This window comes from Stackebrandtia sp. (assembly GCF_035643755.1).
In the GTDB taxonomy this organism is placed as follows: domain Bacteria; phylum Actinomycetota; class Actinomycetes; order Mycobacteriales; family Micromonosporaceae; genus Stackebrandtia.
Genome location: NZ_DASQPW010000258.1, coordinates 1 through 25,994, shown reverse-complemented (window position 1 = coordinate 25,994; position 25,994 = coordinate 1). Strand labels below are relative to the sequence as shown.

The following is a 25,994-nucleotide window of genomic DNA, read 5'->3' as shown; positions in this document are numbered from 1 at the left end:
AAGGTCCTCATGGTGAGCGGCCGCGCGGGCGCCGAGATCGTCCAGAAGGCCGCGACGGCGGGAATCCCCGTCGTGGCGGCGGTCTCCGCCCCCACCACCCTCGCCGTCGACCTGGCGGCGGGCTGGGGCATGACCCTGGCGGGCTTCATCCGCGACAAACAGTGCAATGTGTACTCGGGAGTGGAACGGGTGCGCGACGAAACTGGCACGACGGCGCCAAGCTCAACCCCCCAGCCCGAAGGCCCCTACAGTGAGCGTTCATGACCTACTCCGAAGATGAAGTGCGGCTTGTCGCATCGTTCGCGGCCGAGGACGTGTCGTTGCCTCCCGACGTCATGGTGCGAATTACCAAGGACCGATTCATCGCGCTGCTCAGCGGCGCCCTGGCCGAGGCGGTCGACGGCAAGTTCCCACCCGACGGCGACTCCGACCTCATCGCCCCATACGTGAACGAGCTGACCAAACGCTTCGGCGCCACGGGCGAGGAGCTCGACGCACCCGAGATCGAGGCCATCATTCTGTGGATCCGCGGGGATCGGGAACTGGGGGACGACCTGGAGCCCAACGAGATCATCGCGCTGTCCATATTGATCATTTACGCCATCGTCAGCGAGGGTCAGCCAGGCGTCGAGGAGGTGGCGGCCTTCTGCCACGCCGCCATCGAAAGGGCCGACGTATTTCAGCACACCTCATCGACCGTGACCGATTAGGCCATGCGGTAAGTGTTGCCGTCGATATGGGCGGTGATCTCCATCTTCCCGCCCAGCGCCGCCACGTAGGCGCGCAGCACGTCAACACCGATCTTGCCGATGTTGCCGTTTTCGATCTCGTGGACGCGAGGCTGCGACACGTGCATCTCCTTGGCCAACTGTCGTTGGTTGAGCTGTAGGCCCCATCGTGGTCACGTCAACGACCAGCACGATGTACCTCACAGGATCCCACGCGAGTCAGGTCCATCCCGTGACTACTTCTTCAGAGCTTTGAGTGCTTGTTCGGCATATGTTCGCATCATCTTGAGCGCATCAGACTTCGATAGTTCAGAAAAGGGTCGAGCTGCTTGAACTATCCCCGCCGTAAGATTGTCATCTTGAATGAACATAAAATACTGGTCAACGTTCTTCGCGACATATATGGCGCCCTGCTGCCACGGACCACTTATCGGATCCATGCTGCTCACAGGCACGTCTGTCAGCCCCAGCGCATCCTGGAAATCGCTTTTTGCGACACTAGGCGACTGATATACGCGTGCCCGAATGGCCAGCTGAAAGTATCTATAATGTGAGCTCTTATCGTCAGAAGTAAGCGCGCAGTAAGCTTCTTTACCTGAGTTCGAGCCGTCTTTCGTGCTTCCCGTAGTCTTAGGTTCTTCCCCGACTACTTTTCGATATAGTTTAGTATCAAAAGACGAGCATAGATTGCCTGTGCTCTTGTACGTGCCATCTTTGGAGTCATTCGACGAATGATGGGCACCAGGTATGCCAGTAGACGCCCCGTCAAAGAGGCCGAGACCAGACGACAAAATAGCTACGGATATTCCAGTCACTAGCACGACACCAACAGCTACCCACACAACAAGCTTAGGAACCTTGGGTTTCTTGGGTAGGGCCTTGGAAGCATCTCCTGCTTGATCATTGGTATCCACTGTTAATCCTCGTGTGAGCACGTTAAGAAATTTAGAACGGCTTTGCACCATACCCTACAAAACTCGGTCGCGGGAGATCGACCTTCATGTCGGGGTTGTGCCGATTACCAGATACGTTGCCGTAATCCTCTTTGAGGCTCTTCGCGAGCTCGTCATCGAACTCATCAAGCTTCTTCTTTGCTGTGTGAATCGTGCTCAGGATATTGGAGTGTATCTCTTTACGAGTCGATCCACCACTGGTGAGTGCAGCCGATGCAATGCTGACACCCTGGCCCGCGAGTGTAAAGGAAAGTGTGGCACCACCGCTATATACAGCTCCAGCTATGGTTATCACAGCCGACAACACCGCGGTCAACAACCCCTTGGCGTACGTATCCTGGCTCACGAGCTTCTGATCGCAGGCCTTAATTGCGGCATCAAGCGCGTCGTCAATTGTATTATGTGTGTCTTCAAGCGCCTGATGATACCCTTTAAGTGCCCCAGCGAGCGTTCCAACGATCATTACATGGGTGTCAGCAATATCTGGATATGCGTTCAGAAAATCATGCCGAAATGCGGTAGCAGCCTTGCTGTCCCATACATCTGGGTTCAAACCGTCCTTAGCATTGTCGACTTCCATCGAGAATTTATTAAACGGCTGCATACCCGAATCGCCAACGCTGTTAATAGCCCCCAGCGCGGTTCCTAGCTTTGAAGGGTTATATTTGAGCGCCTTCTTGAGTGCAGGCTTTATCCCTGTTTCTTTTTCTGTGGGATCGGCGGAGTCGGCCGACGAGTCGCGGGAGACCCAACTTTGTACCCACCCGTCAGGCCAGCCCATTTCATCACACACGAGATCATAGAGTTTATCTTCAAGGGTATTAGCCTTGTCCATTAGTTCATGAATTGTGGGCGCGTTACTGTCATAGTCGAATTTTGGAGTCTTAGGCTCGTAGTACTCGTTACTCGCATAGTAGTGCCCACTCAATGGAATCGTGGTCTTCGCCATGGACGGCACCTTGTCGCCGAACTCCGACCGCGCATCGTTCAGCTTGTCGGCGGCATCGGAATCTGCCTTCGCGAAGTCCTTAAGCGCCTCACACAGAGCAGATGCCGTGTCGTGTAGATTGTTCGCCGCATCTGCGAATATGTACTCGGCCTCGTCTCGAAGCTTGCACCAATTCGTTAGAAACTTGATGTCAAGATCGTTAATGTCCTTGGTCCAGTGCACGGCATGGTTTGCATCACAGTAGTCTTCGGCCATTCTGGGGAATGATTTGACGACTGCTTCCCAAGCATTGTCTAGATCGGCTTTGAGGTTGTCACCTTTGTACTTCATATGGCTTTGGCCTTTCGAGGGGTGTTATCGCTAGGAGTTGTAGCGTTGACAGATTCGCATCACCGACGCCGACCAAGTTGCATGTGCATGCTGGATGGCCTCGTTAAGGTCCAATTCGAGTGTTTCGGTCGGCACGTTCGTATCGCGTACGGCGTTCTTGTTAACGACAATGAACAACTCCGCGTTCCCGATTACGTATGCGTCCACTAGTCCACGGCTAGAGGTACTCCGACATTCCAGATTTTCTATCTCAGCGTGCATGGCAGACCTACGAGCCGTTGACATATCGGGGTCGCTATCGAGGCCGCGTGTGCGCCGTCGTTCGCGGATCGCGTCGTCTAGCGCGAGTTTCGCTTCGTTCCAAGCGGCACAGACCGCTGTTTCAACCTCGTCGGCGAACGTCTCTTCATCATAGTTTCTGCTTCTTCGTGCATTTATCGTCACTCGCGTCTCGCCTCGTCGAGCTACCGTCACATTGACGACCCCCTTTTCGGAGTCCACGGAAGTTTCTAGGGCGTCCAGAGAATCAGTGAATGCACCCATTGCTCGTCCTTTCAACGCGATTAGGGGTTAAGGGCAACGTGCCAGGTTCTGGTTGGGCTCGCCCGCTAGCGCGGAGAGAGACTGACCAAACCATAGCTTCGTCAGACCCTGGCTTCTGTCGCCTTCCGTCATCGGTGCCAAGTGGTAACCGCGATGATGACACCCCGAGTCAAGGTGCCTGCTGCGATGCCCATCTACGTGATGGAGCGTCCGCGTTGCTAGCGCCCAAGAGCCCCGAGACTTGCCACATGTGTGGCATTTCGTGTGCATGGCCGTTTTGCCTTATTTGTGGTGATATCCACCCCTTGGAGGGACTCGCGCGCCGTGTTGACCCCAAAAGAGTCTAGGGGTCACTACCCGTTGGCTGAGTTTGCGCGCCTTGCGAAGCTGCTGGAGATGCCAGGCATGGACGTAAGCTTCGCGTTCGCGTGGGACGTCGGCCGTGCATTTCTCGTCGACGTTAAGAAGGTCCATCGGCTCTTCGCGTGTCGTGCTATTCAAGTCCACCAGGCAACGCAGGCAGCTACGAAAAGGACAACGCAATGTCGACTAGGACGCAATATCGTCAGGTGTTCGAGGCGATGCTCAACGGGGATGCCTCTACCGCGAAGCGACTCAACAAGGCGCAAGGCGAGGTGACGTGGCAGGATTCGGGCCTGCTGGTGACGGCGGCGTTCGCCCTGTTGGCCGAGAAACGGTTCGCCGCAGATGAAAGCCGCACTGCGGTGAAGGCATTTGTTGCTGAGGCTCAGCAGAACTACGCCGACTCGCCTACCCCGATCAAGCCACTAGTTGCCGAGGCGGTGACCAGGGGGGTTCTCGGTGAGGAGTCGCTTCTTGAGGAAGTGTCGCGAGAGGACCAACAGTCGACGCAGATGCTGTTGGCGTACAAGATCGTGCAAGACGCCGAGATGAGTGCCACTGACGTTGCGCGTGTTCTTGATGACGCCGAGGCGCTTGTCGACCAGTGGACCTCCTAACCGAAGGAGCGACTCAACAACTACCTCCAAGACACGGCGACGCTCGCCGAATCCTGAGCGCCCGACGCACAGTAGGTCATCGCATGTGGAGAATCGGGGAGTGAGTCGCAAAATCAGGTACCGAGCTGTCCTGCGGGCAAGTCTTCACGGGCGCTTTGACGAGGCGAAGGACAAGGGCGCGAATCTGGCGAATGTCACGTGGGACAACTCCACGATGCTGCTGGCCGCGGCGTTCTACATGGCTGCCGAGAAGAGATTCGCCGCAGACAGCAGTCGTGATGCGGTGGCCGCGTTCATCAAGGAGTGCGGGGAGGCGTTCGAGGACGGCAGTGTGGAGTTTCGGCCTCTGATTTGGGAGGGGCTGGTGCGCGGCGTGCTCGGCGAAGACGAGTTGCTGCAAGAGATCGCGCCCGAAGACGCCATGCCCGCGCAGATGGGTTTGACGTACAAAATGGTCAAAGACCTTGGGATGGACCAAAGCCAGATCGATCAATTGCTCGACGACGCCGAAGAACTCTCACAGCAGTGGGCACGCGAAAGCTTAGCGGTCAGCTTTACCTCGACACAGTCACCACCACCTGAACTACCGCTTCGACTGTTCTTGCGCCACACAGCGACTTCAACGCACTGGCCAGGGCCGCTATCGCTTCTGGTGCTTTTACGCCAGGTTCGGGGGTCAGTGTCGGTGCTCATTGATTGCATGCTTCGACGATTTGTTCAGGAGGGCTACTTCGACGCAGTTGGATCCGCCGCCGCTGCCCGTACGGGTGCTCTTGCGCCAGGTTCTGGTGTCAGTGTTGGGTTTCATCGTTGGGTTTCCGTGGGTTTTTGCGCCGCAGCGAGACTTCAACGCAGCTTCCACCCTGGCTTGGGCTGCGGGTGCTCTTGCGCCATGAGCTTGCGACTTTTGCGATGCTTGTGGATGTCTGCGGGGTCACTCTATGTCCTTTAGGGATTGTTTTATGACCTTGTTGGTCTCATTGGGGTTCAAGGCCACTGTCTTCAACTCAGCGTACGCCCGATGGAATGCCGCGACTTTGAGATCGTCCTCGAGGTAGGTCTGTCCAACAAGGCTTTCAACAAACGCGACGTCGGAGTAGGGGTCTGGCATCTCAAACAGGGTGAACGGACCCGACATCCCTGCGTGAGGCCCTGTGTCGGCAGGCAGGATCAAGATCTCAACATTGTTGAGCTGGTTGAGTTCGAGCAAGTGAGAGAGTTGTCCACGCATGACGTCTCGGTCCCCCACTTGTCGGTTCAATCCACAGGGGTCGAGGATGGAAGTCACGCGCGTTGGATTACTTCCATTGAGGACGTTTTGACGCAACATGCGGAACGTCACCAAACGTTCGAGGCTTTCATCTGACAGCTCTTCGCTTTCTGCGAACTGGATTATTGCCCTTGCGTACGCTTCGGTCTGGAGGAGGCCGTGTATCAGCATTGGTTCGAACGCGCAGATGCGCTCAGCGCGGGCTTCCAGCCACGTGTAGTCGATGAAACCGCGTTCTACATCGGATGCTTGACCATCCCACCAATCCTTACGCCAAGCGTCTTCACACAGTTGAAGCAACGCTTCACGTTCGCGCGCATCGGAGACTCCGTAGTAGTCGACAAGATCTTTGATGTACGACTTGCGCACGGGGTATGTTGCGGTCTCGAACCGACTCACCGTGCCCTCGTGGAGCTGCAAATATTCAGCTGTCTCGCGAAGAGTAAGACCTGCATCCTTGCGAGCCTTCTTGAGGCGCTCACCAAGCCACTGCGCACGAAGCGATGAACTCTTGCTCTTGGCCATGTCAGCTCCCCATGTTGAAGTCGCCCTTGGGCTGGCGCAAGAACAAAAGTAGCATCAACAGGGTATTTGACACAATCTTGTGCGCTATGCCATGATGTGCGTGTCCTTCTGGCTACGAAAGGTTGTCTCTCGAGCTAGAGGGAAGTCTGACGACAATTGAAGATGGTGATGTTTGGGCAGCAGGAGATCGCAGCCCAAACGAAATAGACGACCGAGGCGGGTCCTCAAAGTTTGGCGACCACGAGCCCCGCCTCGGTCCTAAAGAACGGAGAGCTCCTCATGGAGGAGATAACCGATCGTGACCTATTGTCGCACCCGCTGCCTGGCGTAGTGCGTGGTGAGGACATGGTCGTGGCTGCTATCCACCGTCTTCGGGTGGAGGTGTGGTGGATGATCGCTGCGCGTAAGGCATCCAGCGATCCCACGTTCCCGCGTCAGCTTCGTCGTCGGGTTCCTGGGCAGAACTGCCCCGTCGCAGGCTGCGTTCGTCATCAAGGCCAACGTCCTGATGACCCGCCCCTGTCGATTCCCGTTCAGCGCTAGTCCACAGCTTTCTCCACAAGTCGCGCATGCCCTCGTGAGGTGGGCTGCGCGCGTGGGGCGGGTTGTCGCGGGGCTTTCCTCCACCACACACAGGTGGCGCTGTTTCGGGTTCTCTCCGTCCTGCACCCAAACAGTGCTTCGCCCGTGTGCCCTGCGCACCCGCCCCACCTTCCCACCACCATTCACCAATAGTCCAGAAGGGAAACATTGTCATGCTCTTGCGTACCTGCGATGTCGAGTTCCTCGCCCCCGATGAGGACCCGCCGCCGCCCGCGCCCGTGTGTGAAGACATGAGTCTTCACGCGAAACTCGCTACCGCTGCGCGTTCGCAACGGGGCAGGAGGTTCGCGTTTTGTGAGGTCACCGACTCGGGCGAGGAGATACGTACCAGGGTGGCTTTCCAAGGGATCCAAGCCAACGACGGAACCTGTGTCCTGCTCGACGTCGGGCGTCCCGTCGGCTGGTACACGTCGGTCGACTCTGCGTTCGCGCATCGTGGGCGCGAGGGTATGAGCGTGGTGTGGACCGAGCCCGTCAACCCGCCGAATCATTCGGCAGCGAATCTCGAAGCCGCGCAAGGCGATCCGAGTATTTGGTGTGTGTTGTTGCCGTTCCAGGCCCACGGGCCTCACGACGCGAGGATTCGGGCGATCGAGATCGCGACGGCGTTTGAGGAGACTACGCCTGGGTTGACGCGTGAGATGGCGTTGATCAGCGACGCTCAGGCGGGTATCGCCCCGATGACGTTGTTTTGCCCCGTGCCTGGGTGTCTTCGCGAGCCGTACCACCACGGCGACCACGCCCCTGCCATCAGCGAGCAGGAAAACGGGGCGGCAGATGGCGACCCCACATCCGACGCGGCCGAGGAACCAAGCACCAACAACACGACCAACAGCAACGAAGGCGACCAGGCCCAGAGCAACGGTGAGGGTGAGGGTGGTTGTGATGAGTGATTCCACTGTGGTGATCATGCTCGGGTTGTTCACCGCGTCGATGCGCCAGGTCTCGGCCATCACGATCGACGGCAGCTACACCGTCCATCTCGACGTGATCGGACACCGAGGCATCGCTTCGCACCTGGGGTCGATCAAGGACATTGACAGCTGCCGCCCCGTCCTCAAGGTTTCGCTGCCGCATGGGATCTGGGCGTCCGAGCCCGCCGTCAGGTGGCATCTCATTCGCCAGGCCCAGAACCTGTGGCGCACCCACCGACAGCTTTCGAGGGCGCTGCCTCATGTCTGAGTTGGATGAACTCGCAGAGGCCGTGGGTAATGCCGTCGCCATGGCAGGTGAGGCGCACATGCACACGGGTAACGCCGAAGAGTTGGCCAACCGCATCGCTGCCATGGGTTCGGGTATCGGGTTCGGCAACGACCCGATGCTCATCGTCGCGGCATCTGAGCACATCACCAACGCACTGGGTGTCCTGTTTTCGGCAGCCACCGACCTGGAACAAGCCCAGACCTTCATTACTCAAGCCAGGGAACAACAGTAAGAAGAGAGGATTCTTCGTGTCTGTCCATAGTTACACCGAGCCAGGTCCTTTCGGTCCCGTGCACGTGAGGGTCTTCGACCCCGACACCGCACCCACACTCCGCTTCGGGCTGATGTACCCACACGGGCCACTCGCCGACAGGGCACGCAAGATCGGGCAGCGATTCGACATCCCGAAACGACACCTGCCCAAACGGCGACTCAGGGCCGTCATCGCCCTCGGCTTGTTCCCACTGTTGTGGGTGCTTCCGAAATGCGGGGAGTGCGGGCAACCCTGGCCCTGCACACCCTTGACTGACCACTACAGACACACACTGGGGTGGGCAGGAGACCTGAGCGCGAAGTATCGCGCCATGTCGACCAAACGCCGTCGCGTCAAGGCAGCCAAGAGGAACCCGACTGCCGTGTCGCATCGCGCCAAGCCACAACGACGTTGGAGGAGGTAACGCGACGGCAGACACGACACCCGTGCCCACGGCGACCATCGCCACCGCTGGTGGCGATGGTCCTAAGGGGAATGCGGCGTCTGCCGACGCGCTGAGCTTCGGCAGCGATGACGGCGGCAGGCCGAGGTCGAGGATGCGCAGCATCAGCGTGGCGAGCTGGCAGTGCGGGTCGTCGGTGAGGGCGCGGCGGACCGCCTCGCCCGCGAGGACGCCGTTGCCGCAGCGCCAGGCCGCGTAGCCGAGCAGGGCGGCGGGGACAGCGCGGAAGGCGGGGGCGACGTGGCGGGTGAGCCAGAGCCAGATCGGCACCGTGCGTTGGGCTCCCGCCTCGTCGATGGCTACCAGGGCGGCGGTGCGGAGCTTCGGGTCGCCCAGGGCCATGCCGAGGCGGATGGTGTCGTCGACGTCGGGGAGGGCGGCCTCGGGCTCGACGACCCTGGCCAGGATGGTGGTGCCCTCGTTGCGCAGCAGGACGTGCGGGGGCAGCAGGGGGTTGCCCTGGGACAGGGCGCGGCGGATGCGGTTGGTGGCGCGGGTGATGGTGGCGCGGGCCCTGCCGCGTACGGGTTCGAGCTGGGCGACCACGGCCTCGCGGCTGGGTAGTGATTGCACGCCGTTGACCGTGAAGGCGACGTCCACCTCGCTGCTGGGCGGGTTGAGCGGGGTGCCCTGGGGTGGGCAGCAGCGGGTGCCCTCGCAGGTGTAGGACCAGAAGCGGCCTTCGGTGACGCGCATGGCCTCGGTGACGGTGATGTGGGCGGCGCGCAGGGCGCGGCGCATCACGTCGACGCAGGCGGTGACGCGCCCGGGCGGGCCGTAGCCGATCACGATGGCGGCCACCACCTTGCTGCGCAGCAGGGCCTGCGGGGAGATCGGCGGCGGGGCGTCGAGGTGGGAGCGCGCGGGGAGCGGGGCGCCAAGGGTGACGGCGATGGTCTGCTTCGACATGCCGATCACCACGATGGTGTCGGCGGGCGCGTAGCCGAGCAGGTAGGGGACGGCCGACAGGAGGTCGGCGGGCGAGTCGAGGCGGATGTCGGGTTTCGGGGACGGTGTTTTCGGCATGGGGCCAGATTCCGCGATGGGACGTGGTGTAGCCAGGCGGAAACGGTAGCCTGTGGATAACTTGGGATCTGTGGATAACATTCGCCCGGCGGGCCCGTTACCCGCGCAAATCGGGCGGGTTCTGGTGGGGTGCGACGTTCGAGATCTGTGGAAAATCTACTGTGGATAGTCCTGCGTCGACCATTTCCCGCAGCCGCAGAATCGCCCGATGCGAGTCCGATCCCGGCTCGGCGATGTACGTGATGATCCGCTGATCCCGCTCGGGCACCAACAGCACCTGGCACTCCACCTCGATCAGGCCCACCTGCGGGTGAATCACCTTCTTGTTCATGCTGCGCCGCACCTCCACCTCGTGCTCGGCCCAGATCTCGCCGAACTCGGGGCTGGAGCGCAGCAGATCCGAGACCAGCTCCGCCAGCTCGGGGTCGTCGGGGTAGCGCGCCGTCGCCGCCCGCAGGTCCGCCACGCACGAGCGCGCGAACCGCGCGTGATCGGCGTCGGCCAGCTGCTTGCCGACCTCGGGGCCCGAGAAGATCACCCGCACCACGTTGCCGCGCATGCAATCCAGACCCGACAGGTGCGTCATGAAAGCCAGCGCCATGTCGTTGGCGGCCAGCACGTCGTACTTCGCGTCCACGACGTACGCGGGCACTTCGGTCATCGACGCGAGCAGGTGCCTGATGCCGTCGGGCATGTCCCGGCGCGGCGCGGCATGTGGCGCGGGGGTCTCGCCCGCCAGGTGGAACAGGTGGGCGCGTTCGTCCATGTTGAGCATCAGCGCCCGCGCCAACGCCCCCAACACCTGCCGCGAGGGCTGCGGGCCCCGCGCCTGCTCCAGGCGGATGTAGTAGTCCACCGACATGCCCGCCAGCTGCGCCACCTCCTGACGGCGCAGGCCAGGCGTGCGGCGGCGCTGCCCGTCGGGCAGACCCACGTTGACGGGCAGCAGCTTGGCGCGGCGGCTCTTCAGGAAGTCGGCAAAGGTACGGCGATCCATCACCCCAGCATGCCCGCGGTTCACCCGCTCAGACAGGGACGGGCGATACCAGGTTAGGCGAAACTCTTTTCGCGGCGCGAAATCGGGGGCAGGCTGGCGGGCATGACAAAAAAGATCGCCCTCATCACCGGGGCCAACAAGAGCATCGGATTCGAAGTCGCGCGGGGCCTGGGCGCCCAGGGCGTCACCGTGCTGGTCGGCGCGCGATCTCCCGAACGCGGCGAGGCCGCGGTGAAGACGCTGCGCGGGGAGAACATCGACGCGGTGTTCGTCCAGCTGGACGTGACGGACGCCGACTCCATCGCGGCGGCCACCGCCCGCGTCGAGGCCGAGTACGGGCGCCTCGACATCCTGGTCAACAACGCGGGCGTGGCGATGGTGGAGGGGGCGTCGATGACCACCAGCGAGAACACGCTGGACGCCTATCGCCAGGTGTACGAGCTCAACGTCCTCGGCGTCGCGGCGGTGACCTCGTCGCTGCTGCCGTTGCTGAAGCGCGCCGAGGCCGCCCGCATCGTCAACGTCACCAGCGAGCTGGGCTCGCACGCGTTGATGCTGGACGAGAAGGGGCCGTTCTGGGCGTTCCAAGGCGGACCGTACGGGACGTCCAAGGCGGCGCTGAACATGCTCACCATCTCCTTCGCCAAGGAGCTGTGGGACACCCCGATCAAGGTCAACGCCGTGTCCCCTGGCTACTGCGCCACCGACTTCAACAACCACTCGGGCTACCGCACCGCGGCCGAGGGCGCCCGCCCGATCGTGGCGGCGGCACTGCTGGACGCCGACGGCCCGACCGCCGCGTACTGGGGCGAGGAAACCCAGTTCCACAACGCCGACGGGCACATTCCCTGGTAGGACGATAAATCCGTTGCCCCGTGCGAAAGCGCGGGGCACACTGCTGTTCATGCATCGACATCGTTAGGTCCAAGCGCTGGCGTGGCGCTGGTACGTCTACCAGTTCGGCAACAAGTTCGTCCTGCTGTACCCGTTCTACACGTTGCTGTTCACGAAGACGGGGCTGTCGTCCGCCGAGATCACGTCCCTGTTCGTCGTCTGGACGCTGTCCAGCCTGCTGCTCGAGGTGCCCTCGGGCGTGCTGGCCGACGTCCTGTCGCGCCGTGCCCTGCTGGTCATCGGGCCACTGCTGGAGGCGGCGGGGTTCGCGCTGTGGATCGCGGTGCCCTCGTACGCGAGCTTCGCGCTGGGTTTCGTGCTGTGGGGAGCCTGCGGTGCGCTGCAATCGGGGGCGATCGAATCCCTGGTGTACGACGGGCTGCGGCATTACGGTGCGGCAGACCGCTACGTGGCGATCTCGGGACGGGCCCACGCGGTGGGAACCGTGACGGTGCTGGCGGCCATGGTGGTCGCCTCGCCCGTGTTCGCTTTCGGCGGGTACGGCGTGGTGGGTGTCGCGAGCGTGGCGGCATGCCTGTTCACATCGGTTGTGGCGCTGGGATTTCCCGATCATCGTCCTGAAGAGACAGAAGCGTCCGAAAATTCCCTCGACCAAGACAAGGCGACAGCCTTCGACAACTCCCTCGGCCACGGCGGGGAAAAGGCAGAAGCTTCTAAGGACTCACTCGGCCACGACCAGGCGACAGCCTTCGACAACTCCCTCGGCAGCGGCAGCGAGAAGACAGAAAGTTCTAGGGACCCACTCGACCACGATGGGGCGGGGGCCTTCGACAACTCCCTCGGCCGCGGCGGGGAGCAGACAGAGACTTCCAGGGGCTTCCTCGAGCACGGCAAGGGACGGGCGGACGCGCCCGTGGACCCACATGACGACGAGGCGGGGGTGTCCGAGGGGGTCGGCGAATTCCTGGGCACCCTGCGGCAGGGACTGGACCTGGTGCGCGGCAACGGGAGGCTGCGCCACCTCGTGCTGTACATCGCCGCGGTCGTGGCGATCTGGGGCGGCCTGGAGGAGCTGGTTCCGTTGCTGGCGGCCGATAGTGACATACCCGAGCGGCTGATTCCGTTGCTGGCCATGGGGGTGAACGCGGGCGTCGCCCTGGGCGGGGTACTCGCGGGGCCCGCCGCGCGGCTCGGGCAGCGGTGGCTGGCCGTGGGGGTGGCGGTCGCGGGCGGGGCGCTGGCGCTCGGCGTGGCGTCGGGGAGCCCGTGGGGTCTTGTCGGCGTGGTCGCCGCCTTCGCGGTCTTCAGCCTCGCGGGGCTGGTCGCGCAGGCCCGCCTGCAGGACGCCATCACGGGCCCCGCCCGCGCCACGGTGACCTCCCTGGCGGGGCTGGGCACCGACGCCGCCAACATCGGGGTGTACCTGCTGTACGCCGCCGCCAGCCAATACGGCGGCGACCGCGGCGGGTTCATCGGGGGCGGCCTCGTGTACGTCCTGATCGGAGCGTTCGCGATCGGGCGCCTCGCCTTGACGAAAAGGTCAGCGGCGCAGTAGCGGCGGGTGCAGCGAGGTCGCGGGGCCCTTCGTGTACAGGCGGGCGGGGCGACCGCGATCGCCGTCGGTGTAGCGATCGGTGGCGGTGACGAAGCCCGGGGTGCCCGTCACCTTGCGGTGAAAGTTGCGCGGGTCCACCGTGGCGCCCCACACCGCCTCGTAGATCCTGCGCAGCTGCGCGATGGTGAACTCGGGCGGGCAGAACTCCGCCGCCAGCGAGGAGTACTCCAGCTTGGCGCGGGCCCGCTCCACCCCGTCGTCCAGAATCCGATCGTGGTCGAAGGCCAGTGCCCGCTCCTTCGGGGCCACGGGATGCCAGGACGCGCCCGACGGCGCCGACAGCCCTGGCAGCAGCGCCAGGTACGCCACCGCCACCACCCGTCCCCGCGGGTCGCGCGCGGGGTCGCCGTAGCTGGCCAGCTGCTCCAGATGGCCCTCGCCCCGCACCAGGCCGAGTTCGTCGACGAGCTCCCGCGCCGCCGCGCGATCCAGGTCCTCGTCGACGCCCACGAAGGTCCCGGGCAGCGCCGCCACCCCCGCGAACGGTTCGCCGGCGCGCTTCACCAGCAGCACCGACAACGTGTCACGATGGACGGTCAACACGACGAGGTCGACGGCGATCGCGAAGGTGGCAATGCTGGCGGTCATGCCTCATTATTGACGTATAGCCCCCGCGCCTGGAGGACACCATGAATGGATTCGCCAAGGTTCAATCGAGAATGCTGGGGGGCCTGGTCGCGGGCGTCGTTCGAGCCACGGGCGGGAAGAACGCCACTGTGGACGGCCTGCGGGTGTGTCGCGCGGGGTGGTTCAAAATGTACGGTCGCGGCGGCACCATCTACGGGGACACCTTCGTGACCCCCCGCGATCCCTCCACCTTGTCCAGTGGCCTGATCGAGCACGAGAAGTTCCACCGCGACCACCAGTGGCGCAAGTACGGCCTGGCCTTCGGCGCGATGTACCTGGCCGCCGAGGTCACCGACTGCTGGATCGGCAAGAAGCCCTTCAACCGCTACGAACTCGCCGCCGAGAAGGCGTCCGACTGGGGCGGCGGCTACGACCGTCCCTAAGCCGCGCAACGAAAGCCCGTGTTCCCCGTGGACGAGTCGGGTGTGTTGTGGGTGCGGGCGGCGACGCGGTAGCGGTTGCAGTAGGAGTCGTGGCACAGGTAGGAGCCGCCGCGGGTCACCCGGGACGTCCCCGTCGCGGGGCCCGACAGGTCGTCGGCGCGGCGGGTGGTCCACCAGTCTGCGCACCATTCCCACACGTTGCCCGACATCTGGTAGAGCCCGTACCCGTTGGGGCGGAACGTCTTCACCGGTGCCGTGCCCACGAAGCCGTCGTCGGCGGTGTTGAACTCGGGGAAGCGCCCCTGCCAGATGTTGCAGCGGTGCGCGCCGCGCACCACCAGCGCGTCGCCCCAGGGATAGCGGGCCCGCTCCAGGCCGCCGCGCGCCGCCGCCTCCCACTGCGCCTCCGTGGGCAGCCGCTTGCCCGCCCAGGCGGCGTAGGCGGACGCGTCGCGCCAGGACACGTGCACCACGGGGTGGTGTTGGAGGCCGTTGACGTCGGAGCCGGGGCCGAACGGCGAGCGCCAGGCGGCGCCCGAAACCGCCAGCCACCACGGGGTCTCGGGGACGGTGGCGTCCATGACGTGGCCGCGCGCGCCGGGCGCCAGCAGCAGATGGAACACATAGGACCATCCCTCCCGCTCGGCGTCGGTGACGTAGCCGGTGTCCTTGACGAAGCGCGCGTACTGGCCGTTGGTGACGCAGGTGGCGTCGATGTGGAACGGCTCCAGCTCCACCGCGCGCACCGGGCCCTCGCCGTCACCCGGGTTGGCGTCGGCATCGGCGCCCCCCAACAGGTAGCGGCCGCCGTCGACGCGCACCATGTCCCGCACGACGCGGTGGCGCTCGCGGGTCGGCACGGCGAAGTCGAACCCCCGGTCATCGCCGGGCGGGCGGGACGGTCCGCAGCACGAGGTCACGGCGGTATTGTCCCCCCATGCGTGATCCCCGCGAGATCCTCACCCGCCCCGCCGAGCCCGGCGTCACCATTCCGTACGGCGACCTCGACGATCAGATCATCGAGTGGTTCACCCCCGACGTGCCGCTGTCCAGCGGCACCGTCGTCCTGCTGCACGGCGGCTTCTGGCGGCCCGAGTACGACCGCACCCACCTGCGTCCACTGTGTCAGGCGCTGCGGGAGGAAGGGTACGTCGCCGCGGCGGTGGAGTATCGGCGCGGCGTGAATTATCAGCAAACCCTTGGCGACGTGATGAAGGCCGTGGCGGGCATCGTCAGCGAGATGGACGACGGCGACACCTTCACGCTGGCGGGCCACTCGGCGGGCGGGCACCTGGCGCTGTGGGCCGCGGGCCAGCCCGACCTGGTGGGCGAGGGCGCGCTGGCCGGGGTGGTGGGGCTGGCCGCCGTGACCGACCTGTACCGCGCCTACGCCGACGGGCTGGACGGCGACGCGGCCGAGAAGTTCCTGGGTGGCGGGCCTGACGACGTCGCCGACCACTACGCCGAGGCCGACCCGATGGGCCTGGCCCCCGGCGTCGGCGTGAGGCTGATCCACGGCGTCGACGACGACCGGGTGCCGGTCGACTACTCCCGTGCGTACGCGCGCCGCTACGGCTGCGAGTACCAAGAGCTGCAAGACATCGAGCACTACGGCCTGATCGACCCGGCGTCGGGGGCCTGGCCGGCGGTGCGGGAAGCGCTGACGGGGCCGTCGCGGCTGGTGTAACCTTGCGGGCGGCCCAGCGGACGGAGCAGGAAAGGTGGTGACCGTTGCCATGAGAACACGCAACGAGCCTCCGAGTACCACCCCGCTGGTCGCCAACATCCCAGCGGCACGGTAGCCCTGCCATGGACGGCGAACAGCGGAATCCCGATTCCCAGTCATCACCTCAAACGCCGTCCGGTCAAGGATCTGTGCCCATGTCTGACATTCGTGGTCTCGCCAAGCGCGCCTTCAGGAAGAACATCCGCCGCACCAGCCCGGCCCCCGCCGATCCCGCGACGGCCCACGCCGCCGCCCAGAATCCGGTGCCGGGCAACAGCCTCATCGACTCCGCCCTGTACCGCGACGGGCGTCGCGTCGCCACCCCGGAGTCGCTGGCCGAGACGTATCGCTTGGCGCACAACGATCCCCAGACCATGGCCTGGATCGGGCTGTTCCGTCCCACGGAGGACGAGCTGACCTCGCTGGCCGCCGAGTTCGGCCTGCACCCGCTGGCGTTGGAGGACGCCATGGAGGCGCACCAGCGTTCCAAGCTGGAGCGTTACGGCGACACCCTCTTCGTGGTGCTGCGGGCCGCCCGCTACCTGGACGACTCCGAGTCGGTCGACTTCGGCGAGCTGCACATCTTCGTCGGCCCCGGCTTCGTGTTGACCGTGCGGCACGGCGCCGCCCCCGACCTGGCGGCGGTGCGCCGCCGCATGGAGACCGACCCCGAGCTGCTGGCCCGCGGCTCCGAGGCGGTGCTGTACGCGATCTTCGACGCCGTGGTGGACGGCTACCTGCCGGTGGTGTCGGGCCTCCAGATCGACATCGACGAGATCGAGACCGAGGTCTTCGGCGGCGACCCGCAGGTGTCGCGGCGCATCTACGAGCTGTCGCGCGAGGTGGTGGAGTTCCAGCGCGCGGTGCGTCCGCTGGCCGGAATGCTGCGCGGCCTGGTCGGCGGCTTCGACAAGTACGGCATCGACGAGGAGCTGCGCCGCTATCTGCGCGACGTGGCCGACCACGCGGTGTCCATCATGGAGCAGGTGGATTCGTTCCGCCAGGCTCTGGCCGACATCCTCACCGTGAACGCCACCCTGGTGGCGCAGCAGCAAAACGCCCGCATCGAGGAGATGACCGCCACCAGCCTCGCCCAGAACGAGGAGGTCAAGAAGGTCTCCTCGTGGGCGGCGATCCTGTTCGCACCCACCCTGATCGGCACGGTCTACGGCATGAACTTCGACTTCATGCCCGAGACCCATTGGGCGTTCGGCTATCCGCTGGCGGTGACCGCGATGCTGGGCACCTGTCTGGTGCTGTACGCGATCTTCAAGCGCCGCAACTGGCTCTAACCTCGCGCGCAGCTTCGCGATGTGGTCGGTGAACACCGTCTCGGCGCGTGCCAGGAACTCGGAGATCACCTTGAGGTCGGCGGCGCTGTAGCCGCTGAGCAGCTCGTTCATCTCCTTGACCAGCGGCAGGAACACCTCGCGCACCTTGGTGGCGTGCTCGGGCAGCAGCGCCACCACCACCCGGCGCCGGTCGGAGGGGTCGCGGCGGCGTTCCACGACACCCTTGGCCTCCAGGCGATCGATCACCCCGGTGATGGACGCCGTGGTCAGCCCCGTCAGCTTCGCCAGCTCGCCCGCGGTGAGTTCGCTGGTCTTGCCCAGCAGGTTCAGGCAGTACAGGTCGGTCGGGTTCATCTGGAGTTTCGCCGACGCCATCTGGTTGACGCCCACGCTCATCACGTTGATCATGCGCAGGGCCGCGAGCACGTCCGACGACATTTCCGCATGAGTGGACACTGGGCGCACCTATCCTCTAGTATCGCTATTATCTAGTTTAGCTAGATAATAGTTTCCTTGATATCTTGGACGGCGAGGTAACGCCGCCCCGGAGTCTCAACAGGAGGACCCGATGAAACAGACCGTACGACGACTCTACGAGGAGTTCCTCAACGACGGGAAGGACGCCGTCGCCGACGAGATCGTCACCGACGACTTCGTTTTCCACCCCGTCCCCGAGGAGAACATCCTCGGGCCCGCCCGGCTGCGCCACGTCCGCGACTTCCTGGCCACCGCCTTCAGCGACGTCCGCTTCGACGTGGAGGACATGGTGGCCGAGGGCGATCGGGTGGCGGTGCGTTTCACGATGAACGCCACCCACAGCCAGGACTGGCACGACCTCCCCGCCACCGGCAAGCGCTTCGCGATGCGGGGCACCTCGTTCTTCCGCGTCAGCGACGGAAGGATGGCCGAGGGCTGGAACCTCCTCGACTCCGCGGGCGCGATGCGCCAGCTGCGCGACTGACCTACTCGGACGCCGTGCGCCGCTTGGCGTAGGTGTCCTCGTACTCCTGACCCGACAGATCGGCGATCGCCGCCATGATCTCGTCGGTCACGGCCCGCAGCGTCACCCGGTCCGGCGCCATGCTGCCGGCGTAGCGCGAGAACTCCAGCGGTTTGCCGATCCGCACCGCCACCTTGGCCAGCCGGGGCCGGGTGACGCCGATCGGCAGCACGTCCTGGGTGCCGGTGAGTCCCACGGGGATCACCGGCGCCCCGCTGGACATCGCCAGCCGGGCCACCCCCGTACGCCCCTTGTGGAGCTTTCCGTCGGGGCTGCGGGTGCCCTCCGGGAAGATCGCGAAGACCTGGCCGTCCCGCAGCACCTGCTCGCTGGGGCCCAGCGCCTGGGCGCTGCGCCGCCCGCCCGAGCGGTCGACGGCGACCTGGCCTAGGCCCCGCACGGTGGCGCCGATCAGGCGCCCCTTCAGACCGGTGCGCTGGAAGTACTCGATCTTGGCCATCGTCGCGATGTGGCGCGGCGTGGCCAGGGCGAGGAAATAGTGGTCGGCCACCGACAGGTGGTTGCACGCGATGATCGCCGGACCGTCCTCGGGGATGTGATCGCGGCCCTCGAAGGTCGGACGCCAGGCGACGCGGATCATCGGCGCCACTGTCCACTGCAGTGTTTTGTACAGCACGGGCATCACTTTCGGTCAGGCGAACCAAGCCATCAAGCCGCCAATACGTTAATTCCGCCGGTCGCACCTATTTTGCCCGCAACCTGGCTCTGAGGCCAGTAACACAGGGCGTTGCACGAAAATCGCGGACGGATCGGGCAAACCGATCCGTCCGCGAGGGGGATTTACTTCACTCAGCAACCGGTGAAGGTCCGCTGCTTCCAATTTTCGGACGTGGCGGCGAAGCCCGAGCCGAAGTTCTGCTCGACCTGGGCCTTCTCGTCAGCGTCCGGTACCGGGTTGGTGCAGTCGGTCCCCGCCGTCGAGCCGGACATCAGGCTGGAGCACGGTCCCGGCTTCATGTCGGGGAGCCCCAGGATGTGTCCGAGCTCGTGCGCGGCGATCCGGGTCTTGTCGTATCCCTGGTCGGTGGCCTCGCGGCCCATCTCGATGGTGCCCTTGCCGAGACCCTCGACATAGGTCTGCGGCCAACCGTCGGTGGCGACGATCTGGACGTCCGCCTGCTGCCCGTCGGCGACGGGTTGCAGCTGGACGTTCGTCACGTTGTCGTTCCACACCTTGGCGCCGGCGTCGACCGCGTCGTGAAACTCGGCGGACTGGCTGGCGTCGTAGGTGACGGTGACCGCCCGGGTGCCGACATCGGCGTGGGCCGCCGGGGTGCCGATCGCCTGGGCACCGACCAGTGCCACCGCGGCGGCACCGACCAGGAACAGCGGGGCGAGGAGTTTCTTTATTTGCATGGTTCGATTTCTCCTGTTCGCTCGCAGGTACTTGCGACACTAGGGAAACCGAAGCGAACCGTCAATCGTGGCGACGGAAAAGCGTCCCGACCCCGACACCCACCAGAACGTAGGCCAGCGCCGCCAGCCCGTAGTTCAGGATGTTCTGAAGGTTGATGTCGTCCTTCATGTAGAAGATGTTGTGAAACGGCCAGGCGAAGAAGTCCGCGATCGCGGTGACCAGCTCGACCAGCGGGTTGCTGGGATTGGCGCCCAGCAACAGGAACGCCAGGTGCAACAGCACGAAGATGGCGATGCCGCCACACACGAAGCTGATGACGCGCACCGCGAGCGGACGGTAGCTGGGATTGGTTCGGGCGTACGCGCGCGGATCGGACATACCGCTGCCTTTCGCGAGGGGAAATGCCAATGGCGGTCAATTAAACCAACAAACACCGCGCCCCGCACGCGCGCGCCCGCCCGGCGGGCGCCGACACGTCGGCCAAAACACGTCCGACCGGGGTATGGCGCCCGAAAGTGGCCCTCGGTACGTTGTATACCCCCCGAACGTCCCCCAGGGGAAACCGAGCAGAGGAGGTGCCGATGGCGGTGGAGTTCCGAGTGCTCGGTCCCGTTGAAGTTCACCACCCCGGTCACCCGATCGACATCGGCCACGCCCGGCAGCGCGCCGTGCTGGCCATCCTGGTCGCCGAGGCCAACCGCGCCGTCGCCGTCGACCAGCTCGCCGCCCGGGTGTGGGGCGACGATCCGCCGCGCCGAGCCCGCGAGACCGTCTACAGCTACCTGTCGCGCCTGCGCAGCGCCCTGGCCCCCTTTCCCGAGGTGGCGATCGAGCGGCGCTCCGGCGGCTACGTCCTCAACGCCGACCCCGACTCCATCGACCTGCACCGCTTCCGGCGGCTGGCCGCCGAGGCGCGCCGCGAACCCGACGGACCGCAGGCCCTGGCGCTGTTCGCCTCCGCCGGCGACGCGTGGCGCTCGGCCGCCTTCGAGGACATGGACGTCCCCTGGCTGAACTCCGTGGCCACCGCCCTGGACACCGAACGGCTCGGCGTCGAACTCGACGGCGTCGACGCCGCGCTGCGGCTGGGCCGCCCCGGCGAGGTGCTGCCCCGGCTCGGCACGCGCGCCGAGGAACACCCGCTGGACGAGCGGATCGCCGCCCAGCTCATGCTCGCGCTGTACCTCAGCGGGCGCCAGTCCGACGCCCTGGACCAGTTCCGGCGCACCCGCGACGCCCTCGTCGACCAGCTCGGCACCGAGCCCGGCCCGCGGCTGAGGGAGCTGCAACAACGCATCCTCGCCGCCGACCCCACCCTCACCCCGGAGCCCCGGGAGCGCTCCAACTCCGCGGCACGGGCGATGCCGGTGCCGCAACAGCTCCCGCCGATGCCGCCGCGCTTCACCGGCCGCACCGCCGAACTCGACGTCCTCGACGCCGCCGCGGTCGCCGACGGCGCGCTGGTGGTCATCACCGGCCCCGGCGGGATCGGCAAGACCTGGCTCACCCTCCAGTGGGCCCACCACAACACCGACCGCTTCGGCGACGGGCAGCTGTACGTCAACCTGCGCGGCTTCGACCCCGCCGGCGAGCCCGCCCGCATCGAGCTGGTCCTGCGCTCCATCCTCACCGCGCTGGGCGTGGACGCCGCGGCCATGCCCGCCGACACCGACGCGCTGGCGGGCCTGTACCGCAGCCTCGTGGTGGACAAGCGGATGCTGATCTTCCTCGACAACGCGCGCGACGCCGCCCAGGTGGAGCCACTGCTGCCCGGCAGCCGCCACTGCGTCACCCTGGTCACCAGCCGGGTCGACCTGGCCGCGCTGGCCACGTCGCACGGCGCGCAGCGGATGATGTTGTCGCCCTTGGACACCGGCGACGCCTACGACGTGCTGGCCGCGCAGCTCGGCGCCCGCCGGGCCGCCGCCGAGCCCGCCGCGCTCCGCGAGCTGCTGGACTGCTGCGACGGCCTGCCGCTAGCCCTGGGCATCCTGGCCGCCCGCGCCGCCACCCACCCCGACTTCCCGCTGTCGGCGCTGGCCGCCGAGCTGCGCGACGAGGACAATCGCCTCGACACATTGGACGCCGGGGAGCTGTCGGCCAGCCTGCGCGGCGTCTTCGACGGATCCCGTGCCGCCCTGGGCGGGCGGGCCGCCGTCGTGTTCGACCTGCTGGGGCTGTGCGGCGGCGCCGACATCGGGGTGCCCGGCACCGCGAGCCTCACCGCCCTGCCCCCGGCCTCGGCCCGGCGCACCCTGCGGGAACTGGAGACCGCACACCTCATCGAGCAGCCCGAGCCCGGACGCTTCCGGATGCACAACCTCACCCGCCTGTACGCCGCCGAACGCGGCGCCGAGCTCGACGCGACCCTGCGGTTCGTGGCGGCCGAACGCCAATGCGACTTCTACCTGCACTCGGCCTGCTCGGCGAATCAGAACCTGCTGCCCGACCGCGGCACCATCACCCTGGAGCCGCCGGCGACCGGGTGCGTCCCGCTCGAGGTCGACGCGGAGTCCGCGTCCGACTGGTTCGACCGCGAATACCCCAACATCCTTGAGGCCCAACGATTCGCCGCCAAACGCGGCTGGGACTCCCGGGTGTGGCGGCTGGCCTGGGCGATCAGCGGATATCAATGGGCGCGGTGGCTCAACGCCGACGCCGAGGTCTGCCTGCGCCAGGGCCTGGACGCCGCGAGCCGGCTCGGCGACGACCACGCGACCATGCTGATGCACCGCCACATCGGACAGGTGCAGGCCCGGCTGTCCCACGAGGCCGAGGCCGCCTACCACCTGGCGCACAGCGCCGAGCTCGCCGACCGGCTCGGCTCCGCCCAGCAACGCATCCACGCCCACGCCGCGCTCGCCTCTCACCGGGAGAACCTCGGCGACCTGGAGGGCGCGCGGGAACACGCCGCGCAGGTGCGGGACCTGGCGCGCGTGTGCGGAGACCACCGGTGGGAGGCCCGCGCCCTCAACACGATCGGCTGGCTGGCCGCCCGCGCCGGCGACCACGAGATCGCCCGCATGGAGTGCCAGACCGCGCTGGAGCTGCACAACATGCACGGCGACCCCGACTCCGGTTTCGAGATCCACAACAGCCTGGGCCACATCGCGCAGCTGTGCGGGGATCCCGACGCCGCCGTGGAGCATTTTCAACAGGCCGTCGACATCACCCGCCGCATCGGCGACCAGAACGAGCTGGGCCGCAACCTCACGGGCCTCGGCGAGGCGCTGGGCTCCTCCAAGCAGTTCACCCTGGCGCGCCGCGCCCTACAGGAGGCGCGCACCATCTACAGCGCGCTGCACCGCTCCGACAAGGTATCCGCCCTCACCAACAAACTTGGCGCCCTGGAAAGCCAGGTGCGCCAAGGTATCCCGGGGAGCACGCCGCCGCTGTCGTGGCACCGCGCCAACCCCTGAGCCGCCGAATGACAGCGTGGACCGCGGTTGGCCGGGGAAACCGCGGTCCACACCGAACTCGGTGGTTGTTCCGTCTTCCTTCGCCGGGGCCTCCCCTCCGGGCCCCGCGACAGCGCGGCGATCAAACCAGCGCACGTCAAAGGAACGTCCCCGCGAATCAAAGGTGGTACATGTGGTTCCTCCAGGATTCGGGGTCGGACACCATCCTGCCGCGCCGACCCTTCAGAAACCTTGAACGAACCTTGAATCGAGAAAGCTCAGCGCATGCGCAGGTCGGCGGCGGGCCGCCCGTCGCGCAGGTTGATCCGGGCCACGACCTGGGAGGCCATCGACTTGATCGCCTCCAGTCCGGGGCGCCCCCACGAGTGCGGCTCGATGTCGCCCACGCACACGGTCCCCAAGGCGACGCCGGTGCTGTCGATCAGCGGGGCGCCCATGTAGGAGCGAACGCCCATCTCGTCGACGATCGGGTCGCCCGCGAACCGCGGGTAGTCGCACACGTCCTCCAGCACCAGTGCCCGGCGCCGGGCGATGACGTGCGGGCAGTACCCGGAGTCGCCGGGCATCTCGCGGCCCGCGTCGGGGTCGGCGGGCGCGACCACCACGGAGCTGGCGGCGTCGGTCTCGGGGGTGTAGAGGCCGGCGAAGAACTGGCGGCGGTCGTCGATGAGATTCACCATCGCGAACGGCGCGCTGAGGATTCCGGCGAGGCGGCGGGCGAACTCGTCGAACTCGGGGTCCCCGTGATCGCCGATGCCCAGCTCGCGAAGGCGTCTGGTTCTGGCGTCCGCCTCGGCGTCCACCGGGGCCATCATGAGTCTGTCGTCGAGATCGTAGGTCATGTCACGCTCCAATTTGGATTAACTGCACCCGCTCATGGCTGCGCCGAAAGCAAGTGTTTCACCAGGTCTATCAGCACCGTGGTCGCCGAGTGCGATACACGAGCATCACAGGGGACGATGGGCACGTGGGGCTTCAGGTCCAGAGCGGTGCGCACTTCGTCGGCCTCATAGTGATAGGAGCCGTCGAACTCGTTGACCGCCACAATAAACGCTATGTTGCGGCGCTCGAAGAAGTCAACCGCCGAGAAGCAATCCGCCAGCCGCCGGGTGTCGGCGAGCACCACCGCGCCCAGGGCGCCGTTGGTGAGTTCGTCCCACATGAACCAGAAGCGATCCTGGCCCGGGGCACCGAACAGGTACAGCACGTGGTGCGCGTCGACCGTGATTCGCCCGAAGTCCATGGCGACGGTCGTCGTGGTCTTGTCTCCAACCCCCGCCAGATCGTCGTGGCCGATGCTGGCTTCGGTGAGCACCTCCTCGGTACTCATGGGTTCGATCTCGCTCACCGAACCTACGAAGGTCGTCTTGCCCACGCCGAATCCCCCCGCGATGATCAACTTGATCGCGGCCGGGAACTGATTAGAGACGTCGTTGTAGGCCATCGAGCAGGGTCTCCAGTAGAGGGGTGTCGGTAGGGTCTGCCGTGGGGGACGGCGCCCGGGTGGCGACCGCCCCGACGTCGACGAGGTCGGACAGCAGGATCTTGGTCACCGTCGCCGGGAGCCGCATGTGGGCAGCCACTTCCGCCACGGATATGGGTTGGTGGCACAGGCTCAGCGCTTGGGCATGGTCGATGTCCAAGCGCCGGTGGGATACCTGCCCGGTCGTCATCACCATGGACAGCAGGTCCATCTTGGCGGTGGGCTGGGTGCGCCCGTTGCTGACCGTATACGGCCGCACCAGACGTCCGGCGTCATCGTCGAACCAGGGGTCCTCGGCGAATTCGGACATGTCATCCAACCGCATCCCCCGAGGTAGCGGGGGTGCGCCGCGCCGGTGTTGTCAAATAGGGACGGACGCTCTTGACCAGCTGGGACATCTCGTATCCCAGGACGCCGACGTCGGCGTCCCTTTCGGCGAGAACCGCCAGGACCGCGCCGGAACCCGCCGTGGACACGAAGAGCAGTGTCTCGTCGAGTTCGGCGACGACCTGACGCACCCCGCCGTTGTCCCCGAACCGGCTCCCGGCGCTGCGCGCCAGGGAGAACAGGCCGGAGGAGATCGCGGCGAGATGGTCGGCATTGTCGGGGTCAATTCCGTGAAATGCCTTTTTCAAACCGTCTGACGACAGCAGCAGGGCACTGCGGGTGTGTGGTACACGCTCGACCAAACTGCTGAGCAGCCAGTTGAGATCCGCCTTTTGCCCGCCGGGGGCTTCGCTCAACATGGTGGGTGAACCTCTCCTTTATAGCCTCTGTGTGCTGATTCAGTTTTCAAGGTGCGACGACTCGCCCTGGTGATCGGCGGTGGCGTCGTTGTTCTCGGAAGCCTTGTCGAACCCGCGCCGGAAGGCGGCCATCAGGTCGGGATCGTGACCCGTGGACGGTTCCTGTAGTCGCGGCTGTTGCGCCAGCAGCTCGGGAGCCAGATTCGCCTGGCGGCGACGACGCGGCAGTTCCGGACGATCGTCGGTGCTGGTGTGGATCACCGACGGATTGTCTACTTTAGATTCCTGGGGTTGAATCTCGGCCTCCCAGAACGCGTTCGGGGCAACGGCGGCGGGTGCCGCCGATGAGTCCTCGGATGCGGAGGGCGTCGGCTCCACCGGACGGCCCACCGCCGCCGGTCGAGATTCGGGGAGCCGCGATTGCGGTACCACACCGCGCGTTGCCGCATCGGTATCAAGTCCGTTTCCCGCCATGGGCAAGGGTTTGCGGGTGGGCATGGGGGCGGGGGCCGGCTGGGGTGCCGGGGACGTCGGTGCCTGTGGGGGCTGGGGTGCCGGGCTGCGGGTCGGCATCGGCCGGGGGCTCGGCGAGGGGCCGGGCGCCGGGGCCGGCTGGGGGGTCGGCGACCGCTGCGGCATCGGGGCCG

The 25,994-nt window shown here is 65.6% G+C and carries 30 protein-coding genes and 2 pseudogenes; 13 read left to right on the top strand and 19 right to left on the bottom strand.

Annotated features, from left to right (window positions below; all coding sequences use genetic code 11):
• The coding region (locus VE172_RS19950) for a formate dehydrogenase accessory sulfurtransferase FdhD (RefSeq protein WP_324803728.1) at positions 1–264 on the top strand (264 nt) is incomplete at its 5' end.
• Positions 261–710 (top strand): hypothetical protein, encoded by a 450-nt coding sequence (locus VE172_RS19945; protein ID WP_324803727.1) that lies wholly within the window; start codon positions 261–263, stop codon positions 708–710. The genes VE172_RS19950 and VE172_RS19945, both read left to right, overlap by 4 nt.
• Here the strand turns inward: VE172_RS19945 and VE172_RS19940 are convergent.
• The 3 genes and pseudogenes from VE172_RS19940 to VE172_RS19930 form a co-directional block, all read right to left on the bottom strand.
• A pseudogene (locus VE172_RS19940) lies at positions 707–880 on the bottom strand (XRE family transcriptional regulator); the annotation flags it as partial. The gene VE172_RS19945 and the pseudogene VE172_RS19940 overlap by 4 nt on opposite strands.
• Positions 881–964: 84 nt before the next feature.
• The gene (locus VE172_RS19935; protein WP_324803726.1) at positions 965–1,642 is read right to left on the bottom strand and encodes a hypothetical protein; all 678 of its coding nucleotides are present in this window, start codon (positions 1,640–1,642) and stop codon (positions 965–967) included.
• 31 nt (positions 1,643–1,673) lie between these two features.
• On the bottom strand, positions 1,674–2,960 hold the full coding sequence (locus VE172_RS19930) for a hypothetical protein (protein WP_324803725.1): 1,287 nt from the start codon (positions 2,958–2,960) through the stop codon (positions 1,674–1,676).
• Positions 2,961–4,072: 1,112 nt separating this feature from the next.
• Between VE172_RS19930 and VE172_RS19925 the strand changes: the two genes are divergently transcribed.
• Complete coding sequence (locus VE172_RS19925) at positions 4,073–4,483, top strand: hypothetical protein (protein ID WP_324803724.1); 411 nt, start codon at positions 4,073–4,075, stop codon at positions 4,481–4,483.
• Between the two features lie 76 nt (positions 4,484–4,559).
• Here VE172_RS19925 and VE172_RS25535 read toward each other — a convergent pair whose 3' ends face one another.
• From VE172_RS25535 to VE172_RS19915, 3 genes are all read right to left on the bottom strand, one after another.
• Positions 4,560–4,976, bottom strand: coding sequence for a hypothetical protein (locus tag VE172_RS25535; RefSeq protein ID WP_349258468.1), 417 nt, complete (start codon positions 4,974–4,976; stop codon positions 4,560–4,562).
• A 298-nt stretch (positions 4,977–5,274) separates the two neighbouring features.
• Entirely contained in the window at positions 5,275–5,421 is a 147-nt protein-coding gene (locus VE172_RS25765; RefSeq protein ID WP_414715127.1) for a DUF397 domain-containing protein, read from the bottom strand.
• Entirely contained in the window at positions 5,418–6,278 is an 861-nt protein-coding gene (locus VE172_RS19915) for a helix-turn-helix domain-containing protein (protein WP_324803722.1), read from the bottom strand. The genes VE172_RS25765 and VE172_RS19915 overlap by 4 nt, the downstream gene beginning before the upstream one ends.
• Positions 6,279–7,033: 755 nt before the next feature.
• On the opposite strand from VE172_RS19915, the gene VE172_RS19910 reads away from it, so the two are divergent.
• From VE172_RS19910 to VE172_RS19900, 3 genes are read left to right on the top strand one after another with little or no spacing between them, the layout of a single operon-like run.
• A complete protein-coding gene (locus VE172_RS19910; protein ID WP_324803721.1) occupies positions 7,034–7,774 on the top strand; it encodes a hypothetical protein in 741 nt (246 codons plus the stop codon).
• Positions 7,767–8,063 carry a hypothetical protein gene (locus VE172_RS19905; RefSeq protein WP_324803720.1) on the top strand — a complete coding sequence of 99 codons (297 nt, stop codon included), beginning with the start codon at positions 7,767–7,769 and terminating at the stop codon, positions 8,061–8,063. The genes VE172_RS19910 and VE172_RS19905 overlap by 8 nt, the downstream gene beginning before the upstream one ends.
• Positions 8,056–8,316, top strand: a complete 261-nt coding sequence (locus tag VE172_RS19900) for a hypothetical protein (protein WP_324803719.1) — start codon at positions 8,056–8,058, stop codon at positions 8,314–8,316. Before VE172_RS19905 ends, VE172_RS19900 begins: the two co-directional genes overlap by 8 nt.
• On the opposite strand, the gene VE172_RS19895 is transcribed toward VE172_RS19900, so the two are convergent.
• Both VE172_RS19895 and VE172_RS19890 read right to left on the bottom strand, forming a co-directional pair.
• Positions 8,291–9,826, bottom strand: a complete 1,536-nt coding sequence (locus VE172_RS19895) for a DUF4192 domain-containing protein (RefSeq protein ID WP_324803718.1) — start codon at positions 9,824–9,826, stop codon at positions 8,291–8,293. The genes VE172_RS19900 and VE172_RS19895 overlap by 26 nt on opposite strands.
• 97 nt (positions 9,827–9,923) lie before the next feature.
• The gene (locus VE172_RS19890) at positions 9,924–10,823 is read right to left on the bottom strand and encodes a helix-turn-helix transcriptional regulator (RefSeq protein WP_324803717.1); all 900 of its coding nucleotides are present in this window, start codon (positions 10,821–10,823) and stop codon (positions 9,924–9,926) included.
• A gap of 102 nt (positions 10,824–10,925) precedes the next feature.
• Between VE172_RS19890 and VE172_RS19885 the strand changes: the two genes are divergently transcribed.
• Both VE172_RS19885 and VE172_RS19880 read left to right on the top strand, forming a co-directional pair.
• Positions 10,926–11,678, top strand: a complete 753-nt coding sequence (locus tag VE172_RS19885; protein ID WP_324803716.1) for an SDR family oxidoreductase — start codon at positions 10,926–10,928, stop codon at positions 11,676–11,678.
• Between the two features lie 76 nt (positions 11,679–11,754).
• Positions 11,755–13,233: an MFS transporter gene (locus VE172_RS19880; RefSeq protein ID WP_324803730.1), complete on the top strand. Its 1,479-nt coding sequence runs from the start codon at positions 11,755–11,757 to the stop codon at positions 13,231–13,233.
• Here VE172_RS19880 and VE172_RS19875 read toward each other — a convergent pair.
• Positions 13,219–13,881: an NUDIX hydrolase gene (locus VE172_RS19875; protein WP_324803715.1), complete on the bottom strand. Its 663-nt coding sequence runs from the start codon at positions 13,879–13,881 to the stop codon at positions 13,219–13,221. The genes VE172_RS19880 and VE172_RS19875 overlap by 15 nt on opposite strands.
• Before the next feature lie 41 nt (positions 13,882–13,922).
• Here VE172_RS19875 and VE172_RS19870 point away from each other — a divergent pair, with 41 nt between their 5' ends.
• Positions 13,923–14,303, top strand: a complete 381-nt coding sequence (locus VE172_RS19870; RefSeq protein ID WP_324803714.1) for a hypothetical protein — start codon at positions 13,923–13,925, stop codon at positions 14,301–14,303.
• Here VE172_RS19870 and VE172_RS19865 read toward each other — a convergent pair.
• Complete coding sequence (locus VE172_RS19865) at positions 14,300–15,223, bottom strand: formylglycine-generating enzyme family protein (protein WP_324803713.1); 924 nt, start codon at positions 15,221–15,223, stop codon at positions 14,300–14,302. The genes VE172_RS19870 and VE172_RS19865 overlap by 4 nt on opposite strands.
• Positions 15,224–15,240: 17 nt before the next feature.
• On the opposite strand from VE172_RS19865, the gene VE172_RS19860 reads away from it, so the two are divergent.
• Complete coding sequence (locus VE172_RS19860) at positions 15,241–15,990, top strand: alpha/beta hydrolase family protein (protein WP_324803712.1); 750 nt, start codon at positions 15,241–15,243, stop codon at positions 15,988–15,990.
• Positions 15,991–16,184: 194 nt separating this feature from the next.
• The gene (gene corA, locus VE172_RS19855; RefSeq protein WP_324803711.1) at positions 16,185–17,321 is read left to right on the top strand and encodes a magnesium/cobalt transporter CorA; all 1,137 of its coding nucleotides are present in this window, start codon (positions 16,185–16,187) and stop codon (positions 17,319–17,321) included.
• A gap of 237 nt (positions 17,322–17,558) precedes the next feature.
• Here corA and VE172_RS25760 read toward each other — a convergent pair.
• Positions 17,559–17,675 (bottom strand): annotated as a pseudogene (locus VE172_RS25760) (hypothetical protein); the annotation flags it as partial.
• Positions 17,676–17,889: 214 nt separating this feature from the next.
• Between VE172_RS25760 and VE172_RS19845 the strand changes: the two are divergent.
• Entirely contained in the window at positions 17,890–18,282 is a 393-nt protein-coding gene (locus VE172_RS19845) for an ester cyclase (RefSeq protein WP_324803709.1), read from the top strand.
• Between the two features lies 1 nt (position 18,283).
• Here the strand turns inward: VE172_RS19845 and VE172_RS19840 are convergent, their stop codons facing one another.
• From VE172_RS19840 to VE172_RS19830, 3 genes are all read right to left on the bottom strand, one after another.
• Complete coding sequence (locus VE172_RS19840; protein WP_414715126.1) at positions 18,284–18,964, bottom strand: lysophospholipid acyltransferase family protein; 681 nt, start codon at positions 18,962–18,964, stop codon at positions 18,284–18,286.
• A gap of 167 nt (positions 18,965–19,131) precedes the next feature.
• Positions 19,132–19,698: a snapalysin family zinc-dependent metalloprotease gene (locus VE172_RS19835; RefSeq protein ID WP_324803707.1), complete on the bottom strand. Its 567-nt coding sequence runs from the start codon at positions 19,696–19,698 to the stop codon at positions 19,132–19,134.
• 61 nt (positions 19,699–19,759) lie between these two features.
• The gene (locus tag VE172_RS19830; RefSeq protein ID WP_324803706.1) at positions 19,760–20,077 is read right to left on the bottom strand and encodes a hypothetical protein; all 318 of its coding nucleotides are present in this window, start codon (positions 20,075–20,077) and stop codon (positions 19,760–19,762) included.
• Between the two features lie 203 nt (positions 20,078–20,280).
• On the opposite strand from VE172_RS19830, the gene VE172_RS19825 reads away from it, so the two are divergent.
• Positions 20,281–23,118, top strand: coding sequence for an AfsR/SARP family transcriptional regulator (locus VE172_RS19825; protein ID WP_324803705.1), 2,838 nt, complete (start codon positions 20,281–20,283; stop codon positions 23,116–23,118).
• Between the two features lie 257 nt (positions 23,119–23,375).
• Here VE172_RS19825 and VE172_RS19820 read toward each other — a convergent pair whose 3' ends face one another.
• From VE172_RS19820 to VE172_RS19800, 5 genes are read right to left on the bottom strand one after another with little or no spacing between them, the layout of a single operon-like run.
• Positions 23,376–23,960 carry a GAF domain-containing protein gene (locus VE172_RS19820; protein ID WP_324803704.1) on the bottom strand — a complete coding sequence of 195 codons (585 nt, stop codon included), beginning with the start codon at positions 23,958–23,960 and terminating at the stop codon, positions 23,376–23,378.
• Between the two features lie 32 nt (positions 23,961–23,992).
• Complete coding sequence (locus VE172_RS19815; RefSeq protein ID WP_324803703.1) at positions 23,993–24,562, bottom strand: GTP-binding protein; 570 nt, start codon at positions 24,560–24,562, stop codon at positions 23,993–23,995.
• On the bottom strand, positions 24,540–24,911 hold the full coding sequence (locus VE172_RS19810; protein ID WP_324803702.1) for a DUF742 domain-containing protein: 372 nt from the start codon (positions 24,909–24,911) through the stop codon (positions 24,540–24,542). Before VE172_RS19810 ends, VE172_RS19815 begins: the two co-directional genes overlap by 23 nt.
• Before the next feature lies 1 nt (position 24,912).
• On the bottom strand, positions 24,913–25,347 hold the full coding sequence (locus tag VE172_RS19805; RefSeq protein WP_324803701.1) for a roadblock/LC7 domain-containing protein: 435 nt from the start codon (positions 25,345–25,347) through the stop codon (positions 24,913–24,915).
• 39 nt (positions 25,348–25,386) lie between these two features.
• Positions 25,387–25,725: a hypothetical protein gene (locus VE172_RS19800; protein ID WP_324803700.1), complete on the bottom strand. Its 339-nt coding sequence runs from the start codon at positions 25,723–25,725 to the stop codon at positions 25,387–25,389.
• Positions 25,726–25,994 lie beyond the last annotated feature (269 nt).

What these genes read in the sequence shown, in the direction of transcription:
- VE172_RS19830 (WP_324803706.1), bottom strand. Translation starts at nt 20,077, where the DNA reads ATGTCCGATCCGCGCGCGTACGCCCGAACCAATCCCAGCTACCGTCCG.
- VE172_RS19875 (WP_324803715.1), bottom strand. Translation starts at nt 13,881, where the DNA reads ATGACCGCCAGCATTGCCACCTTCGCGATCGCCGTCGACCTCGTCGTG.
- VE172_RS19945 (WP_324803727.1), top strand. Translation starts at nt 261, where the DNA reads ATGACCTACTCCGAAGATGAAGTGCGGCTTGTCGCATCGTTCGCGGCC.
- VE172_RS19825 (WP_324803705.1), top strand. Translation starts at nt 20,281, where the DNA reads ATGGCGGTGGAGTTCCGAGTGCTCGGTCCCGTTGAAGTTCACCACCCC.
- VE172_RS19910 (WP_324803721.1), top strand. Translation starts at nt 7,034, where the DNA reads ATGCTCTTGCGTACCTGCGATGTCGAGTTCCTCGCCCCCGATGAGGAC.
- corA (WP_324803711.1), top strand. Translation starts at nt 16,185, where the DNA reads ATGTCTGACATTCGTGGTCTCGCCAAGCGCGCCTTCAGGAAGAACATC.
- VE172_RS19810 (WP_324803702.1), bottom strand. Translation starts at nt 24,911, where the DNA reads ATGTCCGAATTCGCCGAGGACCCCTGGTTCGACGATGACGCCGGACGT.
- VE172_RS19840 (WP_414715126.1), bottom strand. Translation starts at nt 18,964, where the DNA reads ATGCCCGTGCTGTACAAAACACTGCAGTGGACAGTGGCGCCGATGATC.
- VE172_RS19805 (WP_324803701.1), bottom strand. Translation starts at nt 25,347, where the DNA reads ATGTTGAGCGAAGCCCCCGGCGGGCAAAAGGCGGATCTCAACTGGCTG.
- VE172_RS19820 (WP_324803704.1), bottom strand. Translation starts at nt 23,960, where the DNA reads ATGACCTACGATCTCGACGACAGACTCATGATGGCCCCGGTGGACGCC.
- VE172_RS19900 (WP_324803719.1), top strand. Translation starts at nt 8,056, where the DNA reads ATGTCTGAGTTGGATGAACTCGCAGAGGCCGTGGGTAATGCCGTCGCC.
- VE172_RS19835 (WP_324803707.1), bottom strand. Translation starts at nt 19,698, where the DNA reads ATGCAAATAAAGAAACTCCTCGCCCCGCTGTTCCTGGTCGGTGCCGCC.
- VE172_RS19845 (WP_324803709.1), top strand. Translation starts at nt 17,890, where the DNA reads ATGAAACAGACCGTACGACGACTCTACGAGGAGTTCCTCAACGACGGG.
- VE172_RS19885 (WP_324803716.1), top strand. Translation starts at nt 10,926, where the DNA reads ATGACAAAAAAGATCGCCCTCATCACCGGGGCCAACAAGAGCATCGGA.
- VE172_RS19915 (WP_324803722.1), bottom strand. Translation starts at nt 6,278, where the DNA reads ATGGCCAAGAGCAAGAGTTCATCGCTTCGTGCGCAGTGGCTTGGTGAG.
- VE172_RS19890 (WP_324803717.1), bottom strand. Translation starts at nt 10,823, where the DNA reads ATGGATCGCCGTACCTTTGCCGACTTCCTGAAGAGCCGCCGCGCCAAG.
- VE172_RS19930 (WP_324803725.1), bottom strand. Translation starts at nt 2,960, where the DNA reads ATGAAGTACAAAGGTGACAACCTCAAAGCCGATCTAGACAATGCTTGG.
- VE172_RS19895 (WP_324803718.1), bottom strand. Translation starts at nt 9,826, where the DNA reads ATGCCGAAAACACCGTCCCCGAAACCCGACATCCGCCTCGACTCGCCC.
- VE172_RS19870 (WP_324803714.1), top strand. Translation starts at nt 13,923, where the DNA reads ATGAATGGATTCGCCAAGGTTCAATCGAGAATGCTGGGGGGCCTGGTC.
- VE172_RS19860 (WP_324803712.1), top strand. Translation starts at nt 15,241, where the DNA reads ATGCGTGATCCCCGCGAGATCCTCACCCGCCCCGCCGAGCCCGGCGTC.
- VE172_RS19905 (WP_324803720.1), top strand. Translation starts at nt 7,767, where the DNA reads ATGAGTGATTCCACTGTGGTGATCATGCTCGGGTTGTTCACCGCGTCG.
- VE172_RS19815 (WP_324803703.1), bottom strand. Translation starts at nt 24,562, where the DNA reads ATGGCCTACAACGACGTCTCTAATCAGTTCCCGGCCGCGATCAAGTTG.